Here is a 17,835-nt window from a genome sequence, read left to right on the forward strand (position 1 = left end):
TTCGGATCATCGTGCGGGCGTACTCACACCTCGGTTTCGCCGTCCTCATCCAGCCCGGGCGTGTCCGGGTCGCGCAGTGGCCGTAGGGCGCCGGCGGCCGGGACGCTGGCGACGAAGCTGTAGCGGCCGAGCAGGTTCACATTGCGGTGCTTGAGCGGGGAAAGCCGGGCGATGTCCTCCTCGCGGACCTCGTGGCCCCCGGCCTGGAGCTGGACGACGGCGGCGTCGATGAAGCGGGTCGTCCAGCTGGTCGTGTGGGTGGGGAGCCAGGTGTCGTTCGATCATCTCCAGCGGCGAGCTGCTTCCGGTGGCCGGACTGCTGGCCGCCTCGCCCAGGAGATGGCGGCGTACTTCATCGCCTACGACACTCCTCCAGCTCGGCGGCCAGGAGCGACGCAGGTGCCCGGCGCCGAAGGGCCGGTGACCTGGGGGAGCGGCCAGCGGTCTCTGCCGGGGCCCGCGCGCTCTGCAAGGTGCGCCGACGGGATACCACCGAGGCGATCGCGGGCGCGATCACCGGCACCTCGCATTCCGCTCCCGCACGAGCTCGCCGTGCTCGCCGGAGCGGTGGTACGCGAGAGGCGGCGCGCCACCACCACCGTCACCGCTGTGCGGGGCAGGGCGTATGACGTCGTTGTGAACGTCGATCCAGTGAACGTGACGTCTATGCGGTGCCTAGGGTGGGCGAGAGACGGGCGTAGGGCTGGGTACGGGTGAGGGAGGGGTCGACATCGACCGGGTGGAAGTCAACGGTGCCGAAGCGGACAGCGAAGACCTGAAGGTGCTCGCGCGGGCCAACTACTCGCATTTCTCCTCGTTGCAGGCGCGGGGTCGAGCAGTCCGCGGACTGGATCTGCACCTGAAGAGGCTGGACGACAGTACGCGGGAACTGTTCGGAACGGGGCTGGACGACGACCGGGTGCGGTCCTGTGTGCGGCACGCGCTCCTTGCTGCCCCGGACGCGGTGACGGTTCGCGTGACCGTCTTCAGCCGCCACCAGGATGCCGTGCTGCGCGGCGAGGAGGTGGAGCCGGACGTGGCTGTCACGACGAGCGCGCCCATCGCGTCACGGACCTCCCCTGTGCGGCTGCGAACAGTGGAGTACGAGCGGGATCTGCCCCACGTCAAGCACGCCGGGACATTCGGACTCAGCCTTCGCCGGCGTCAGGCGGTGCTCGCCGGGTACGACGACGTCCTGTTCACCGATCGCAACAGCCGGATCAGCGAGGCCTCGATCTCGAACATCGGTTTCTTCGACGGCGAGAGAGTGATCTGGCCCCAGGCCGCCGTACTGCCGGGAATCACGATGCAGCTTCTGCAGCGAGGACTGGCGGCCAAGGGCATCCCGTCCGAGCGGCGTGAGATACACCTCCGAGACCTCGGAGCCTGGGCGTCCGGCTCTCCGACCCTCGCGGCCTTCCTCTCGAACTCCATCTCGCCTGCCGTCCCGGTCACGAGCATCGATGAAGCGGGGTTGTCCGTCGATCCCGACGTGACAGACCTGCTCGTGAACTGCTACGAGACCAACCCCTGGCAAACCGTGTAAGCGTTGCTGGACCGTGTTGGTCACAGCCACTCGTCGAGGACTGCGACCAGCACGGTCACTCCGTGGCGGACGGCGAGCTTGTCGCGCCTCGTGGGCACGGCCCGATGCCGCTTGAGGCGGCTGATCCCGCACTGGACGGCATGACGTTCGCGGTATTCGGCCTTGTCGAACTTCGGCGGCCGACCGCCTTGGGAGCCCGGCTTCTCCTCCCCGTGAACGTCCGGGACCGTGGTCGGCCGACGCAACAGCGAGACCACCGGGCAACTCCGTTTGCAGGTCCCCTTTTTCGACGCCCCGGCGGCATGCTGGTGGGCCCGGCACACGGTGCAATCTGCATGCACGTCCCAGGTGATCAGGCCCTTCGCGGCGGCCTCGGCCGGAAGCCGGGTGACAGACCTGGCCAGGTACCGTTCCGCTGCCGGCGCCGGAGCACGCCGTAGATCCGCAACCAGGGTTCGTAGCGTCCGGGCGCATCGCGCCAGGGGGAACCGGTCCCCCGCGACGACGAACCGCTGAGAAGCATCCCCACGGGCACGCCCCGCCGGGCCGGCGCTCGCGGGGAGGGGCGGCGGCCCGTGCGGTGAGCCGTCCAGCGGTTCAGTCCCCGGCTGCCAGGACGCCGCTCGCGTACGCCCACAGACGCTCCGCGGTCTCCGGATCGAGGGCGTGCGCGGCGACCCCGCGGTCGGCCGGGTCCGTGGCGACCGCGGCTTCCTGGTTGTCCTCGAAGTAGCGGCCGGTGACGCCGTCGAGCAGCGGGGAGGCGGCGAGCAGCACGCTGGTGGCGGCGCCTTGGGCGGGGCTCTTGTAGAAGGGCTGCTCGACGGGGTTGCCGGCCTCGTCCGCGGCCCCCAGCGCCTGGAGGGTGGCCAGGTCGAGGTGGCGCTGGAGGTTGGTGGTGATCCAGCCCGGCATGAGGGCGTTGGCGGTGATGCCGTCCCGCGCCCAGCGCTGTGCGATCCCGACGGCGAGCAGCACATCGGCGCTCTTGGAGCGGCCGTAGGTGACCCAGCGGTCGTAGGGGGTGTGCTCGAACCGGTTCCTGGAGTGAGGACCAGCGGCTGGACAGCCACCGCACCGCCGCGAACCCCGCCCTGGCCGAATTCCGGGGCAAGCTGGTGTGCATGCACCGGGGCGACACCGACAGCCGCCTGAGGCAGGCCGTCTACGACCCGGACAACAGATGGAGCGACGACCGGCAGCTGCCCCACCATGCCAACGCCTCCGGGCCGGCACTGGCCACGCTCAAGGACAGGCTGTACTGCGGCGACCGCGACAACGACCTGTGGGTGACCTCCACGGCGACGGCCTGCTGCGCCTGTCCGCACGGCTGTGATGGCTCTTGCCCGACGGAACGGAGGTCAAGTTCGGTTGCCTGGGAGCCATCACCGGCGGCCGGATGAGCACCGGCCGCCAGGCGCAGGGCATGGCGGGTCAGAACACCGTGTGGGCGAACCAGCGGTCCAGGAGCCCGGTGTCCCCCGACACCTCGAAGACCGGCTCCCGGTAGGACCGGCGGCCGTAAAGCAGCAGCAGGAGGTCCGAGGCCGGAGCCCGGACGGCCGCGGAGTCCGCCGCCCCGGCACCCGCCATCGGCCGGAAGCCGTCCGGCTCCAGCCGCACCCGCCACTCCTCGCCGGCCGCACCACCGGCGTCCGTGCACCCGAACGCGAGGACCTCGCCGTCGCCGCGCAGTTCGGTCACCCCCGGCGCGAAGATCCCCGCGTAAGGGAGGTTGACCAGGAACTCGTCGACGCCGTCCGCGGCCAACCTCGGGTCGACATCGGCGTCGCGGCCGACGGCACGCTCCGCGTCCACCCGGTGCACCAGCGTCTCGAACAGCATCCTCCGGGCCCAGAACCGCGCGTGCGGGTCGGCGCCCCAGGTCCACATCGCCGCGCCAGGATCGGTGTCCCGCAGCACAGTCGCCACCGCGGGCACGCCCGCCGTCAACCAGTCGGCGTAGTCCCGCACGTTCTCGGGAAGCCCCAGTTCGACGTCCCGGTCGCGGGGAATCTCCTGCACCCGCCGGGACAGCAGGACGCAGAACCAGCGCTGCAGCGCTCCCACGTGCCGGGTGAGGTCGGCTAGGGTCCAGCCGGGGCACGACGGTACGGCGCCGGCCGGGTCGGCGTCCCGCACCGCGTCGGCGAACCGTCGAGTCTCCCGCCCGATCGCCTCACGGTAGGTGTCGTACGGCAGGGGGTGCCCCGCCTGGTTCGTGGTCGTCATCTGCAGCCGCCGTTCTGTGCCGTGCGCTCGATCTCGCGATCAGTGTGGCGGCTGGAGCGCACTCGAAGGTGAATCGGCGCCCAGGGGCGTACACCCCCCGAACGACGAGTTGCGGGGGGGGGCGGGGTCCCTCGCCCACGGCATCGACGCCGCATCGAACCGGCGCGACCAGCGCGACCTCGGCTACCTGTTCAAGGGCGGCCAGTACGTGCGCTTGAGACGGTCGGGGCTGGCGAATGTGATGAGGTCGGGGCGATGGACGCGGCGCCGGGCGGGTGCCCGCCCCGCTCGCCCTGCTCCGACCGCGGGGGCGTGACGAGCGCCGGGTTTCACCGGTACACCCTCGGGGCGGGAGGCTTGCAGCGGCGCCGGCCCACACATGCACGCTGCGGAGGGCCGGACGCGACCCTGCGTCCCGGCTGAGGGCGCGGCCGGTGCTACCGGCGCACGCCTGCGGCGTCGATGAGTGCCGTGGCGGTGGCGAGTGAAAGCCCGTCAAGTTCTTCGATACCGGCGCCCGCGCGGGCCGCTGCGCCGTCGTAGACCAGGCTGAGCTGACGGGCGAGGAGTGTGGGATCGGTGGCCTTGCCGCGCTCGGCCTGGTCACGGAAGAAGGCGGTCATCTCGGTCTTGTGCTGCCGTGCGATCAGGCAGGCCGGGTGATCAGTGTCCTTCAGTTCCACCATCGCAGACAGGAACGGACAGCCATGGAAATCCGGGCTCGGCGCGATCTCCTCCAGTCGGCGGAAGACGTACAGCATCTGCTCGCGCGGCGAGGCTTCCGCGTCGTCCTCGGGCAGGAGGAGTGCGGTGATCGCCGGGGCTCGCTGGGCGAGTGACGTGGCGATGATCTCGTCCTTGCTGCTGAAGAACTGGTACATCGACCGCTTGGAGATCCCGGCCGCCCGGCACAGGGCGTCAGTGCTGACGTGGACACCTTCTCGGGAGAGGAGTTCGGCTGCCGCGTCGAGCAGCCGCTCGCGCGGCGATGCCTTGCGCGGCGCCTTTGCGGGAGCGTCCTGCTCGGGGCTGCCCACCGGCGGGACGTCGGTGCCGGCTGCCGCCTTCGCTCGTGTCATGCAAGAAGACTACCGCGCCGACTCGACAACTGAAACCGATCGGTTTACAGTCGGAAGCGAGCATGAAACCGATCGGTTTCCCGCCTGTGATCAGCGGACTTCCCGGTCCCACCCGGTCTTTGGCATCGCCGGTCCGGCTCATCACACATTCCCAGCAGCGCGCCCCGTGCGCACTGCTTCCCAGGGAGAAGGCAACCCCATGACCGTGTCCGTTAACGGCTCCGTCGCTCTGGTCACCGGCGGCAACCGCGGCCTTGGCGACCGCTTCGTCCGCGCGCTGCTCCAGGCAGGCGCGAGCAAGGTGTACGTGGCCGCCCGCGACCCCCGAACCATCACCACCGACGGCGTGATCCCGATCGCGCTCGACATCACCGACCCCGCAGCCGTGCAGGCCGCCGCCGAGCAGGCCGGCGACGTCGACCTGCTGATCAACAACGCGGGCAGCTTCTTCGGCGGTTCCGTACTCGACAGCGACCTCGACGCCTTCCGCCAGGACTTCGAGACGCACGTCATCGGAACCGTCGGCGTCAGCCGCGCTTTCGCCCCCGTCCTGGCACGCAACGGCGGCGGCGCCATCCTCAACGTGCTCTCCGCCCTGTCGTGGCTGTCCCTCCCGGACGCGGCCGGCTACTGCGCGGCCAAGTCGGCCGCCTGGTCGGTGACCAACGCGCTGCGTGTTCAGCTCGCCGAGCAGGGCACGCAGGTCAGCGCCCTGCACGTCGGCTACATGGACACCGATATGACCGCTTCGCTCGACGTGCCCAAATCCGACCCCGCGAAGATCGTCCGCATCGCCCTGGAAGGGATCGACAAGGGCCTGTACGAAATCCTCGCCGACGACGTCAGCAACCACGTCAAGGCCGGCCTGTCCGCGGGCGTCGAAGCCCTCTACCCGCAGCTCACCCGCTGACCCAGCCGGCCTGCCATTCCCCGAAGTCCCCTGAGACTCCAGGGACACGATCCGCCCGGCGGCTGCCAGCCGCCGTTGGCAGAGAAGAGGCGGGCCGACGGCACCGCGACCGCGAACGGTACGCCGCAGCCGCTCTGGTGCAGAGCCGTCTGCAGACGGATGGTGCTCGCGATCCCGCAAGCCCGGCAGATGAGGGAATCGGCTCGGTGCTTGAGGACGCGGTGACGTCCGTTGACCCGGACCTGGACCTCCGCTTCCCCCTGCACCTCATCGCCTCGTATGACGTCGCGGTCACCATGCCCGGCACGCCCGTTACCAGGAGATCGGCGCCCACCGGTGGCCCCCGGCGTTGCCGGGGCCACCGGCCACGCGGCCGGGAGAGCGGCGGGCGAGCCGGACGCGCGGCCCCGGCGCCTCCCCCGATCCGGTGCCGCGGCCGCGCAGTCAGTTGGCTCCGATGGTGTCGGATGGCCGGACTAGTAGGGGTTGTTCATCTCGGAGGATGTCACGCACTTCACGCCGTCGTTGCAGATCTCCACTTTCATGCCGAGCAGGGGGTCGGCACCGGTGAACGTGCTGTTGGTCGCGGGACCGGTGCCGCCGTGGCAGCCGCGGTGGTTGACGTGCCAGGGACCGTGCCAGGTGTACCGTGCCCCGCTGCTCAGGTGGTACTGGTCGGCAAGGATCCGCACCTTGGCGGGGTGGGCGTCGCAGCGGTTGTCCGCGACCGACATGCTCACCTTGGCGCTCGAGTGGCTCCGGAAGGTGACGGTGGCACTCCCGCACGCCCCGGAGAAGCAGACGTCCCGCCGCTGCGTCGCGGCTTTGACAGAGACGGACGACTGGTCCGCCTGGGCCGGCGTGGTGCCGGCCAGTCCGGCACCTAGCGCAACGGCCGCTGTCGCCAGGACGAGCCGCTTGTGCACGTTCATGATTGGTTCCCTTCTCCGTGTCGACAACCGGATGGACCAGACGCGGCCTTCCCGGTCTCACCTCGACCTTTCCGCCTGGGGGATTGAATGGGCAGCCGGTCCCGCCGGCCTGATCAATGACGACAGTGCAGGTCGGGCGCGACGCGGGGACGCTGACCGAAGAAAGCACCCCCGGCTTGCCCTCCGCGGAAGGCGGCCCTAATTTGGCCGACCACGGCACCGCGTCTGCGCGGAGGTGGGACGGGAGGGGGCTGTTCATGGCGGGGCGCCGCGAAAGCCCACTGGATCCGGACAAGGGGCCGGTGGCGAGGTTCGCGTTCGAGTTGCGCAAACTCCGGGCGGAGGCGGGCAGTCCGACATACCGGGCGATGGCACAGCGCACCGGGCAGGGCGCGAGCACGCTGTCGCAGGCCGCCGGCGGCGAGCGGCTGCCGACCTTGCCGGTGGTGCTGGCCTACGCCGACGCATGCGGCGCAGACCGTAAGGAGTGGGAGGCGCGGTGGCGGCGAGCGGCTGCGGAAGCGGCGGCAGAACCGCGGGCCGAGGGGGATGCCGAGCCTCCGTACCGGGGCCTGGCTCGCTTCGAACCCACCCACGCGGCTGTGTTCTTCGGCCGTGAGAAGCTCACCGAACGCCTGTTCCGCCAGACCGTCTCCCGCCGCTTCACCGCCGTCTTCGGTCCATCGGGCAGCGGTAAGTCGTCGCTGCTGCGCGCAGGTCTCGTCCCGCGCCTGCGCACCGCAGACATGTCTGGGCAGCGGCCGGTGGCCCTTCGGATCCTCACCCCCGGTGAACACCCGCTGCGCAACCACGCCCAGCGCCTGGAACCGGCCGACGGGGACGGCGACACCTGGTTCATCGTGGACCAGTTCGAAGAGCTGTACACCGTGTGCACCGACCCTGCCGAACGCGAGCAGTTCATCAACCGGCTTCTGACGTGCGTCGACCCAGCGAGCCGCGCGCGTGTGGTCATCGCCGTGCGCGCGGACTTCCTCGGCCGCTGTGCCGAACACCCAGCCCTGACGGCGGCGATGCAGGACGGCACCGTGCTGGTCGGCCCCATGTGCCGTGAGGACCTGCGCCAAGCCGTCGTGAAGCCCGCTCAGGCCGCCGGTTTCATCGTCGAACGCGCACTAACGGCTCACATTCTCGAACAAGTCGAGGACGAGCCGGGCGCCTTGCCACTGATGTCACATGCCTTGCTGGAAACCTGGCAGCGCCGTACCGGCCGCGCCCTCACACTGGAGGCCTACGAGGCAGCCGGCGGCCTGCATGGCGCCATCGCCCGTACCGCCGAGGACATCCACGCCCGCTTCACCCCCGCGCAGGCCGACCTCGCCCGCCGTATCCTCCTCCGCCTGATCACCCCCGGGGAAGGCACTCCGGACACCCGGCGGCCCGCTTCTCGAGCGGAACTCGATTTCGGAGACTCGGCGGATACGGCGCCAGTCCTGGAGCGTCTCGTCCGCGGCCGTCTCGTCACCCTGGACAGCGGAACGGTCGATCTCACCCACGAGGCGCTGATCGCCGCGTGGCCGCGGCTCAGGAAGTGGATCGACGACGCCCGGGAACGCATGCGTGTCCACCGGCAGCTCACGGAAGCCGCCCGGGCGTGGGACGAACTCGAGCGTGACCCCGGGGCGCTCTACCGGGGCACCCGCCTCGCCGTAGCCGAAGAAGCCTTCGCCGCCAGCCCGGTCGGGGACCTCACCTGCCTGGAACGCGACTTCCTCGAGGCCGGCCTGGCCGCTCGATCCGCCGAAGAGGCAGCCGTGCGGCACCGCGCCCGGATGCGGCAACGCGGGGTTGTCCTCCTCGGCATCCTGCTGTTGCTGGCAATGACGACTGCCGGCTACGCAGTACGGGCCCGGCATGAGGCGGATCGGCAGCGGGACGCGGCCACGTCTCGGGAACTCGCGGCCAAGTCCGACGCGCTGCTGCCGCAGATGCCGGAACAAGCGATGGTGCTGGCTCTCCAGGCTTCCCGGCTCGCCCCCACCCTCGAAGCGCGGAGCAGCTTGCTGAGCTCGTACGCGAGGTACACGGCGAACCTGATGACCGGGCACACAGCCGCCGTCAGGGCAATGGCGTTCAGCCCGGACGGCCGCACCTTGGCCACCGCCGGCGCCGACCACAGCGTCAAGCTCTGGGACACCCGCAGCCACGCGCTGACCGCCACGCTGGCCGGGCACACCGACGCGGTCAACGAAGTGGCGTTCAGCCCTGATGGCCGCATCTTGGCCACCGCCGGCGCCGACCACAGCGTCAAGCTCTGGGACACCCGCACACAGCGGGAGACCGCCACTCTCGCCGGGCACGGCAACACCGTCAACGCCGTGGCGTTCAGCCCGGACGGACACACCCTCGCGACCGGCAGCTCCGACGGGACCATCAGGCTGTGGAACACCGCCACGCGGCGGACGACGGACTTCCTCGACCAGCACGGCGCCGTTCTGGCGGTGTCCTTTTCACCCGACGGCGCCGAACTGGCGGCGGCCGGTGCCGACCGCGTCGTACGCCTGTGGTCCACCGTCACCCGGCACGTCACCGGCACCCTCACCGGATGCCAGGACGCGGTCCGCGCCTTGGCGTTCTCACCGGGCGCGCAGACCGTGGTGGCGGCTGGTGATGACGGTGCGGCCAGGGTCTGGAGTGTCACAGCACGCCGGGTTCTCGCGGTCCTCGACCAGCGCGGGGACTCGCTGACCGGCGTTGCGTTCTCGCCGGACGGCCGCACGCTGGCCACTGCCGGCCTCAGCGGTGTCAGACTCTGGGACACTCGCACGCACCGGACGGTCGGCGGTCTCGCCGTGTCCGGCGACGCGGTGGCGTTCAGTCCGGACGGACACAGCCTTGCCACGGGCGACCAGGAGGGCGGGGCGCAGTTGTGGGACGCGGCCACCCGTCGCCGGGCCGCGACGCTCGGTGACACCGCTGAGGCCGACCGGGCCGCCTTCAGCCCGGACGGCCGTACCCTCGCCACCACCTTCGCGGACGGCATGGTGTCGCTCTGGGACCTTGCCCGGCAACGCCGGACGGCCCTGTGGAGAGCGGGGGAGGGCGCGGTGTGGGGAGTGGCCTACAGCCCCGACGGACGCCAGCTCGCCACCGGCGCCTACGACCACACCGTGCGGCTGTGGAACGCCTCGACGCACCGACAAACCGCGGTCCTCACCGGACACACCACCACGGTCCTCGCGGTCGCCTTCAGTCCCGACGGCCGCACCCTCGCCACCGGAGCCTACGATGGGACGGTCCGCCTGTGGGATGTCGCCCGGCGCCGCTGCGTCGCCGTTCTCCGCGGCCACAGCGACGCCGTGACCGCTTTGGCCTTCAGTCCCGACGGCCGTGTCCTTGCCACTGCCGGCAACGACCGGACGACCCGGCTGTGGAGCGCAATCGGCCACCACGGCGTCGCCGTCCTCCACGGCCACAGCGACGCCGTGACCGCTTTGGCCTTCAGTCCCGACGGCCGTGTCCTTGCCACTGCCGGCAACGACCGGACCACCCGGCTGTGGAGCACAGTCGGCCACCACGGCCTCGCCGTCCTCCACGGCCACAGCGACACCGTCTCAGGAGTCGCCTTCTCCCCTGACGGACATACCCTGGTCACCAGCAGCTACGATCACACGGTACGGCTGTGGCAAGTGGATACGGCCCGGACTACCGCGGTACTCGATGGTGACACCGACAGCATCGTCGCCATGGCTCTGAGCCCTGACGGCCGCACCTTGGCAACCATCGGCGGCGCAGTCGGCGACCGGCGGGTATGGAGCCTGGACCCGGAATGGACGGCCGAGCGCATCTGTCAGACCCACCGGACGCACCACTGGGCCGCCCTGCTGGCCGATACCGCCGGAACACCCCCCGGCTGCTGACGGCCTGGACCGCCGCCATACAACGCGCGTTCATCCGCCCCATCCCCAAGTCCGCGGGTGCACTGATGCGTTACCTCGTCAAGCAGCTCGAGGGCACCCGCCCGGTAGCCGAGCTCCTCGGCGTCTCGCAGCGCACCCCGCACCATCGAGGAGATTGTGGCAGTGGACCCGCCGCGGTCAGTCCGTATCCACACGCGTCCCGACACAATCCGCCTCGCACCCGCGGCCCCCGGCTGAGCCGTCCCCGTCAGCCCGTCCTGCCTTCCTACTTCCCGTCGGTCTCCGCGAGCGTGTGGGCGACGAGAGCATTGGCGTGGCCGTGCCCCAAGCCGTGTTCGGCCTTGAGCCAGCTGACCAGCTCCATGTGCTTGGACAACGGTGACGTACGGATGAGGTTCTTCCACTCGGCTACGGGACGACCGTACTTCTTCTCGATCGACGGAAAGTAGCTGGCCGGGCCCTTCACAGGTTCAGTCATGACCGCAGCATGTCACCCACCACTGACAACACAGCCTGCCCGCCCGTCAGAACGTTACATAACAACAGATCTGACACAGCTTCTGGAGTGGCTGTCGGTCTCCGAGGGCTCCAACGATGCCCGGTGGGCGTTCAGGTACTCACGTTCCGCGCGCAGCAGGACGTGGCTGAGCCATTCCGCGCCCGGCCGCCTGGAGGTGAGCACCGGCGGGCGGGAGCAGGCGGGAGCGGGGTGTCGCCGTCCTTCCCAGCGATGCGGGCCGCAGGTGTCGACGGCCGCGAGGCGGCGATCAGCACCCGGAGCGCCTCCATGGCGGGACCGACCGGCGCCAGGGCTGCGGCCACGGGCGCGCCGAGGCGTCCCAGTGATTCCACCAGCAGGTCGATGGTGTCCAACGCGTCCTCTGCGGCCTGCGGACTCCATCCGGTCACCTCCACTGTCGCCACCAGGCCGGCAGCGTCGACCAGAAGCGGCGATTATCAGCCGGTTCCCCTTCGGATGGGGGGCTTGGCCCTCAAGACCATGGATGATCAACAGGTAGGGCTGCTGTCACGTCAGCCCCCGAGAACACAGGAGTGGATATGGCCGAGCGGCAGAGTGGCACCGTCAAGTGGTTCAACGACGAGAAGGGGTTCGGCTTCATCACGCCGGAAAGCGGCCCGGACCTCTTCGTGCACTTCAGGGCCGTCCAGGGTTCGGGGTTCAAGAGCCTCCGGGAGGGTCAGCGAGTGACCTTCGTCGCCGTGCAGGGACAGAAGGGCATGCAGGCAGACGAAGTCATCCCCGAGGACTAGATCCGGCCTGCTCAGGTCCAGGCGACCCTGCTTCGGCTCCTGTGCGTCCGAAAGGATGGGCCGGACATCCGTGTCCGGCCTCGCGCTGTCGGCCCCGTGTCTCCAGGGAGTGCACGCGCAGCCACCTGTCGGAGTGATGTGCCTCGCGGTACGTCCTGACGTACTGGGCTTTTTCCAGCTTCTGTCAGGGCTGGTGTGCAGAGTGAGGACGGCTTGGACGAGGCTGGTGATGCGTGGGGGCGGGGCGTTTCCCGCGTGGTGGTGTCCGTGGGTGCGGTGGGTCAGGACGTGAGGTGGCCCAGGGCGTTGATCACGGCAGCGATGGCGGGCTCGGTGGCGCGTTCGCGGTGGTGGGCTGCCATGAGGTGAACGTGCCATTCGGGCATGTCGCTCACGTCGAGTTCGACCAGGGTGCGGGCGGCGAGGTCGCGTTCGACGGTGGCGCGGGTGAGGACGGCGACGGCCTGCCCGGAGCGCGCGAGATCGGCTGCCGTCTCGGCGGAACTGATGCGGTAGAGCTGATGCGCGCGGGTGGGGGCGTCCAGGAGCAGTTCGTGAAAGAGTTGCGCACCGCTGCCCCAGAGGTTCACGGCGAGGGGGTGGCCGCTCAGCCCTGCAATGTCGCAGGGGCGCGCCGTGAGCGGGTGGTCAGGGTGACAGACCGCGATGACCGGCTCACTGCGGAACGTGTGCAGCCGTACCTCGTGAGCGTGCGGCATCGGCAGTGTGATGGCGATGTCGGTCGCGCCCGTGGCCACCCGCTGGAGTGCGTCCTGACTGTGCTGGTCGTCGACCACGACGGCGTATCTGAGCGGCTGCAGGGCACCGATGACGAAGGGGACGGCCAGCGGTGCGTAGCTGGCGTGGGTGGTCACGTGCAGGGTGCCCCGGGTGTCGTCCTCCCGTGCGATGTCCAGGGCCCGGGCCGCCAGATCCAGACACCGCTCCGCGTGGGGCAGCAGCCGTTCCCCCGCAGGCGTCAGCGACACTCCTCGGCTGGAGCGGTCGAGCAGTGGCTGACCGACGAGCCGTTCCAGTCGGCGCAGCCGCTCGCTGACGGACGGTTGCGCAACGCGCAGCTCACGTGCTGCGGCGGACAGCGAGCCGGCAGATGCGGCAGTGACGAAGACACGCAGGTCGGCGAGTTCCAGGGCCATAGGTGCAGCCTATGGCCAGCGCCTTCGGATCATGGGGTTCTGTGGGGCCGACGGCGCCCATAGCGTGCCGGTACGACATCCCCGTGAGGTGAGGAGCCCGTCTTGCACGAGATTTACGAGACCGCTGTTGAACTCGTCCCTGCGATGACGGATGACCTGCCCGGGATCGTCGCCATCCAGAATCACACGGCCGCGACCTCGCACGCCCGGTTCGCCACCAGACCGCATCGCATGGAGGAGCGGCTGGACTGGTTCGCTCAGTTCGCGGAGACGGGTCCGTACCGGATGCTCATCGCCCGGCGCGGCAACCAGGTTCTCGGTTATGCCTGCAGCCAGTGCTACCGCGATCAGGACGCTTTCCGGGAAACGGTCGAGGTGAGCATCGGACTCGGCGAGGACAGCAGAGGACGGGGGCTGGGAACCGCCCTCTACCGTGCGCTCTTCGGCCTCCTGGCCGACGAACCGGTGCATGTCGCCCTCGCCGGTATCGCCCTGCCGAACGACGTGTCGGTGGCCCTGCACCGCAAGTTCGGCTTCGCCGAAATCGGAACCTTCCACGAGTACGCCGTGAAGAACGGCCAGTACCTGAGCTCCCTGTGGATGCAACGCCTGCAGTCCACTCCGTTCCCGGGTCCGGACCAGAGCTGACTGGTTCCGTGATCGTGTGCCAAGGTCCAACGGGTATACGGGGCGGGGCCCGCAAGAGGCGTGCGACAGCCGCAGGCGGCCGGCATGTTCGTCGTCCCCGGGACGGCCCCGGTGCCACCAACGAGCGGCTGGGCAGGTGATCTCTCCCCAACCTGCCGTGCATGTAGGAAAGTTGGCGTGACACTCGCCGCACTACGCCCCGGCTCCGCCCGGCTCGCCGGCACCATCCCCCCCGACACCGTCGCCCTGGAGGAGCTGGACACCGACTGGACGACCAACTCCGGCCTCACCGCCCGCTACGCCACTTGCTGCCCCGGGGCGCCGACGCCGTTCTCGACTACACGCCCGACGGCCCCACCACCTGGCAAGCCACCGCCGCCCTCGCCACCGGCGCGACCATGGTCCACATGGGCAAAAACCCCACTCCCTCCCCGTTCCTCGCCCTCGCCTTGATGACCAACTGCTGGCGCCTCATCGGCACTCGCTCCTGCACCCGCTCCGACGCCCACGAAATCCTGCGCCTGATGGAGAGCGGCCTCCTCCCGGCGGAAGACCTGATCACCCACCGCTACCCGCTCGCCGACGTCCGCACCGCCCTGCACATGCTGCAGGCCCGCACCGAGCCCATGTGGATGGCTGTCGTCAACCCCGCCGGACCATCCCACCAGAGGCCATGACCTCCTCCAGCAGCCTGAAGCGCAACGCTCCGACACGGAGTGCGCCGTCGCATCATGTGCGAGACCGGCCTGCCTGCGGCTCCAGCGCGACGAGGTACACAAGGCCCTCGCCCGCGCCTCCTCGACCCCCACCGGGCGCGCACACCACAACGCCCCGTACCCCGGCAACACTGTCGGCCGAATACCTGATGGAGCCGAAGTCCGGCCTGGACGATCCTCTGCCGGTCGTCGTGCACGTCGGCGCCTGCACGATCCGGCAGGGGCGCCGAACCCGTCCGGGATCAGCGCGCAGCAAGCCCGCACGGTCCTCACCGACACGGTGATCGGAGCCGAGCCGTGCCCGATCTGCAGGCCGGAGAACAAGCTCGGGACCGCAAACAGTTCACTGCTTCGCCACCGGTGTCATCCCCTGTCTCAACAACCCTGCCCACAGACGGAACCGGCCGACCCGGTCGAGGGCTTCGTGGGCCGCCAGCAGACCGCCGGTAACGGCGCCGAGGAAACCGCCGGCCAGGCAGTCCTGGCCCGCGAGGTAAAGGCCCTCGATCCCGGTCCGTGGGCGCAACCAGTCCGCGCTGCCGGGGCGGTGGCCGTCGCCGAAAGCCGTCACATCCTTGGCCAGCCCGTACAGGCTGCCATCGGGCCAGCCGGTGAAATGCTGAGCGGTCAGCGGAGTGCCGAGCTCGTGATAGGCCACCCGGCCCCTGGTGCGCGGCAGCTGTTGATACAGCCCTTCGAGGAGGTCGGCCGTGATCTCGGCTTTGAGCGCCAGATATGCGGGGTCCCGGTCCCGCCACCGTGACGCGCGGAACGGTTCGAACAGTTCGGGCCGCACGTAAGCGAGGATCTCGCCGGTCGACCGTCCGGGATACCGGGTGGACCAGGTCGGATCCTTGGCACAGGAGAAGGAGAGGAACAGACCGCTGGTGCGTCCCTCCGCTGTGTCGAAGAAGGAGTCGCAGTCACCGTCGGTCAACATCAGGTTGTGACGCGGCAGCCCGAGTTCCGCCGGGTCGCCGTCGAAGCCGAGGAAAAGCAGCACGAACGGGAACCCGCGCCGCATGCCGGCCAACCGCCCGCCGTCGGCCGGACGACCGGGCAGCAGCGTGCCGAACGTGTTCTGGGCGCCCGTCGCGCTGACGACCACCGGCGCCCGCACGCACGTGCCGTTCGCCAGGACCACGCCCGACGCCCGCGGTCCGTCCACGTCGATCCGGGCCACCGGCGCCCGCACGAACACCTCACCGCCCGCCGCCCTGATCGGCTGGAGCATCGCGCGTGCGATGGCGGCGCTGCCGCCCACCGGATACCAGGCGCCCGTACGGAAGTGTTCGAACAGCACCGCCACCATGAAGAACGGCAGGCGTGCGGTGGAGTCGGCCAGCAGTAGCGCGCTCTGGGTGAGCACCACCTGCCGCAGCCGCTCATCGCCGATCAGCCCACCCACCACCTCCCTGGCCGGCCGCAACGCCTGCGGGGGCACGGCCGCCGCCCGCAGCACCCGGGCCAGAAGCCGGACCACCGGGCCGGACAGCCGCCCCAGCGCGAGCGCCGGCAGCACCCCGCGGCAGCGCTCGATCAACGTGAACAGCGCCTCGATCCCGTCCCGTTCGGCAGGGAAGCGTGTGATCAGCCCGGCCCGGTAGGCCGCCAGACCGACCGGCGCGCGAAACACCTCACCGGCCAGGCGGAACTCGTCATACGGGTCGCCCAACGACGCCCAGGCGAGTGTGCCGTCGGTCAGGTAGTCCGAGAGGACCCGCACGGGCTCACGTGCCGCCAACTGGCCGACGTAGTGGATCCCGACGTCCCACTCCCAGCCGCGCCGTCGGTAGGCATGGGTATAGCCGCCAGCCGTGTAGTGCTGCTCGAACACCGCGACGCGACGCCCCTGCCGCGCCAGGCACACCGCCGTGGTCAGGCCGCCGGCCCCGGAGCCGATCACCACCGCGTCGTACTCGGCCGCCACCTCGGCCCTGGCCAGCGGCCGGCCGACCAGAACGCTCCCCACCATGTCCACCACCGTCGCAGCCGCTCTCCTGTGCCCGGAGCAACGAGCCGGGAACAGCCTCGTCACGCACCGTTCGTGCTGCCGGTCGCGGCGCCCTCGGTGGTGGTCGGCCTCTCCACCCCGGTGGCGTTCTCCCGGCCGCCGCTGCTACTCAACGGCACCCGGTGGATCGTGATCCTCGCGCACACCGTGCTGGTCACCGCCTTCGCCCACCAGTCCGGGTGCGGCTGCCCCTGCTGCTTCCCCCCTTTGCATGGTCACCGGGGACTGATCGCGTCGATCGACGCGTCGTCGCCGATGACCCTGTGGAGCGCCTGGTTCCAGAGCCTATCTCAGGCTCTAGTTGAAGCAGGTGCTTGGTAAAGGCGACCGGTTGTGTAAGGCGTGCGGTACTTCGATCGTCTCCGTTCGGGGGCGGAGTGCGGTGGTGGCACTGTGGTGCTGTTCGGGCGTTCTCGGAGGGTGGAGGGGCTGGTTGAAGGCCGGGGTGGGGCAGTACGTCGTGGTTCGAGGGGAGAGTGCGCGCAATCTAAACAGGGTTGAGCGGTACCGCAGGAGTGGAGGGTCCTGGCTGTTGGTCTGTGTGGTTTGGGGTACACGGCTCGGCATGGCAGCGGAGATTGAGCGTGTTGAGTTCCTGCGGGCTGTGCGGCAGTTGCATCATGTCCGTTCCTTCTACGCCGTGGGTGTCCTGCTGTGGGCGGCGTCCGCAGCCTGGACGGGCTGGCAAGCGCCTGGGAGTCGGCAGATGTGGGTGTCCGTTCTCCTCCTCGTGGTTTTCGCAGGGCTTCTCGTCACTGCGGGCTTGTCTCTGAGGCGTCTTGCGTTGCCCCTGTCGGGCCGGCCTGTGCATCACGCGGCTTCGCGCAAGGTGGCAAATACCAGCCATGTCCATGCTTGATGGACTGTCATCTGTCTGTACGGGGGTCCGGCCTGGCCGGGTGGAGCGGGGCTTCGAAGGCATCGCCCACGTCTGAGGGGGCAGTGGCCGGGCATACGGGCTTCACGTTCTATCGAGAGGAGTCCGGTCATGCTCGGCATAGCCGCGGCAGTGCTGTTCTTCGTGGCGTTCCTCATCAACGCGGCGGAGATCAGTACCAATCACACGTTCTCGTCAGTGAACGTCATGCTTCTGGGGCTGACCGCATTGGCCCTGCACGTTGCGGGAATCGGCAGTACCTGGTCCCGTAGACGCTGACCAGGTGTCAAGCCCCAGGGTGTGTGCCGCGCCCCGCGCGGCACACACCCAACTCCCATGCAGGAAGCGCTTTTTGGTGGCTGGAGCGCAGCGGAGGCCACGGGCCGGCCGAAGGCCCGGCCCCGGCCCGCAACGCGGGCCGTTCACCCTGCGGTTGGTGATGCGCGCGCAGCGCGTACCAACCGGCGGTGAGCGCAGCGAACCGCATCCGCTCACGCGGAGCGGGAGCGGGCGGGGCGCGGAGCGCCCCGGCTCGTTGCTTCGGGCGAAGCCCGAAGGGACCCGCTCCGCGGGG

Annotated in this window: 13 protein-coding genes and 4 pseudogenes; 8 read left to right on the forward strand and 9 right to left on the reverse strand. The window is 69.9% G+C overall.

Features of this window, described 5'->3' with window-relative positions; all coding sequences use genetic code 11:
- Positions 1-23: 23 nt before the first annotated feature.
- Positions 24-245, reverse strand: a pseudogene (locus ACZ7EC_RS31500) (Tn3 family transposase); the annotation flags it as partial.
- 494 nt (positions 246-739) lie between these two features.
- Here ACZ7EC_RS31500 and ACZ7EC_RS31505 point away from each other — a divergent pair.
- Positions 740-1,546, forward strand: coding sequence for an aminotransferase class IV family protein (locus tag ACZ7EC_RS31505; protein ID WP_471068193.1), 807 nt, complete (start codon positions 740-742; stop codon positions 1,544-1,546).
- Positions 1,547-1,566: 20 nt separating this feature from the next.
- Here ACZ7EC_RS31505 and ACZ7EC_RS31510 read toward each other — a convergent pair whose 3' ends face one another.
- The 4 genes and pseudogenes from ACZ7EC_RS31510 to ACZ7EC_RS31525 all read right to left on the reverse strand — a co-directional run bounded on the left by ACZ7EC_RS31510 (position 1,567) and on the right by ACZ7EC_RS31525 (position 4,857).
- Positions 1,567-1,803, reverse strand: coding sequence for a hypothetical protein (locus tag ACZ7EC_RS31510; protein ID WP_471068196.1), 237 nt, complete (start codon positions 1,801-1,803; stop codon positions 1,567-1,569).
- 340 nt (positions 1,804-2,143) lie between these two features.
- A pseudogene (locus tag ACZ7EC_RS31515) lies at positions 2,144-2,584 on the reverse strand (SDR family oxidoreductase); the annotation flags it as partial.
- Positions 2,585-2,980: 396 nt separating this feature from the next.
- Positions 2,981-3,778 carry a maleylpyruvate isomerase family mycothiol-dependent enzyme gene (locus tag ACZ7EC_RS31520; RefSeq protein WP_471068199.1) on the reverse strand — a complete coding sequence of 266 codons (798 nt, stop codon included), beginning with the start codon at positions 3,776-3,778 and terminating at the stop codon, positions 2,981-2,983.
- 437 nt (positions 3,779-4,215) lie between these two features.
- The gene (locus ACZ7EC_RS31525) at positions 4,216-4,857 is read right to left on the reverse strand and encodes a TetR/AcrR family transcriptional regulator (RefSeq protein ID WP_471068202.1); all 642 of its coding nucleotides are present in this window, start codon (positions 4,855-4,857) and stop codon (positions 4,216-4,218) included.
- Between the two features lie 199 nt (positions 4,858-5,056).
- On the opposite strand from ACZ7EC_RS31525, the gene ACZ7EC_RS31530 reads away from it, so the two are divergent.
- Positions 5,057-5,767, forward strand: a complete 711-nt coding sequence (locus ACZ7EC_RS31530; protein ID WP_471068206.1) for an SDR family oxidoreductase — start codon at positions 5,057-5,059, stop codon at positions 5,765-5,767.
- Positions 5,768-6,243: 476 nt separating this feature from the next.
- On the opposite strand, the gene ACZ7EC_RS31535 is transcribed toward ACZ7EC_RS31530, so the two are convergent.
- Positions 6,244-6,699, reverse strand: a complete 456-nt coding sequence (locus ACZ7EC_RS31535; RefSeq protein WP_471068209.1) for a hypothetical protein — start codon at positions 6,697-6,699, stop codon at positions 6,244-6,246.
- A gap of 368 nt (positions 6,700-7,067) precedes the next feature.
- Between ACZ7EC_RS31535 and ACZ7EC_RS31540 the strand changes: the two genes are divergently transcribed.
- Positions 7,068-10,577, forward strand: coding sequence for an nSTAND1 domain-containing NTPase (locus ACZ7EC_RS31540; protein WP_471068212.1), 3,510 nt, complete (start codon positions 7,068-7,070; stop codon positions 10,575-10,577).
- A gap of 265 nt (positions 10,578-10,842) precedes the next feature.
- Here the strand turns inward: ACZ7EC_RS31540 and ACZ7EC_RS31545 are convergent, their stop codons facing one another.
- Positions 10,843-11,055 (reverse strand): DUF4287 domain-containing protein, encoded by a 213-nt coding sequence (locus ACZ7EC_RS31545; protein ID WP_471068215.1) that lies wholly within the window; start codon positions 11,053-11,055, stop codon positions 10,843-10,845.
- Positions 11,056-11,636: 581 nt separating this feature from the next.
- On the opposite strand from ACZ7EC_RS31545, the gene ACZ7EC_RS31550 reads away from it, so the two are divergent.
- Positions 11,637-11,849: a cold-shock protein gene (locus ACZ7EC_RS31550; protein ID WP_471068218.1), complete on the forward strand. Its 213-nt coding sequence runs from the start codon at positions 11,637-11,639 to the stop codon at positions 11,847-11,849.
- Between the two features lie 281 nt (positions 11,850-12,130).
- Here the strand turns inward: ACZ7EC_RS31550 and ACZ7EC_RS31555 are convergent, their stop codons facing one another.
- Positions 12,131-13,006: a LysR family transcriptional regulator gene (locus ACZ7EC_RS31555; protein ID WP_471068221.1), complete on the reverse strand. Its 876-nt coding sequence runs from the start codon at positions 13,004-13,006 to the stop codon at positions 12,131-12,133.
- Positions 13,007-13,108: 102 nt separating this feature from the next.
- Between ACZ7EC_RS31555 and ACZ7EC_RS31560 the strand changes: the two genes are divergently transcribed.
- Positions 13,109-13,654: a GNAT family N-acetyltransferase gene (locus ACZ7EC_RS31560; RefSeq protein WP_471068224.1), complete on the forward strand. Its 546-nt coding sequence runs from the start codon at positions 13,109-13,111 to the stop codon at positions 13,652-13,654.
- Between the two features lie 263 nt (positions 13,655-13,917).
- Positions 13,918-14,331: pseudogene (locus tag ACZ7EC_RS31565) on the forward strand (zinc-binding dehydrogenase); the annotation flags it as partial.
- Positions 14,332-14,713: 382 nt separating this feature from the next.
- On the opposite strand, the gene ACZ7EC_RS31570 reads toward ACZ7EC_RS31565, so the two are convergent.
- The gene (locus ACZ7EC_RS31570) at positions 14,714-16,345 is read right to left on the reverse strand and encodes a phytoene desaturase family protein (protein WP_471068246.1); all 1,632 of its coding nucleotides are present in this window, start codon (positions 16,343-16,345) and stop codon (positions 14,714-14,716) included.
- A 63-nt stretch (positions 16,346-16,408) separates the two neighbouring features.
- On the opposite strand from ACZ7EC_RS31570, the pseudogene ACZ7EC_RS31575 reads away from it, so the two are divergent.
- Positions 16,409-16,562, forward strand: a pseudogene (locus tag ACZ7EC_RS31575) (ABC transporter permease); the annotation flags it as partial.
- A gap of 810 nt (positions 16,563-17,372) precedes the next feature.
- Positions 17,373-17,540: a hypothetical protein gene (locus ACZ7EC_RS31580; protein WP_471068227.1), complete on the forward strand. Its 168-nt coding sequence runs from the start codon at positions 17,373-17,375 to the stop codon at positions 17,538-17,540.
- Positions 17,541-17,835 lie beyond the last annotated feature (295 nt).

Source organism: Streptomyces sp. NPDC037203 (assembly GCF_055605065.1).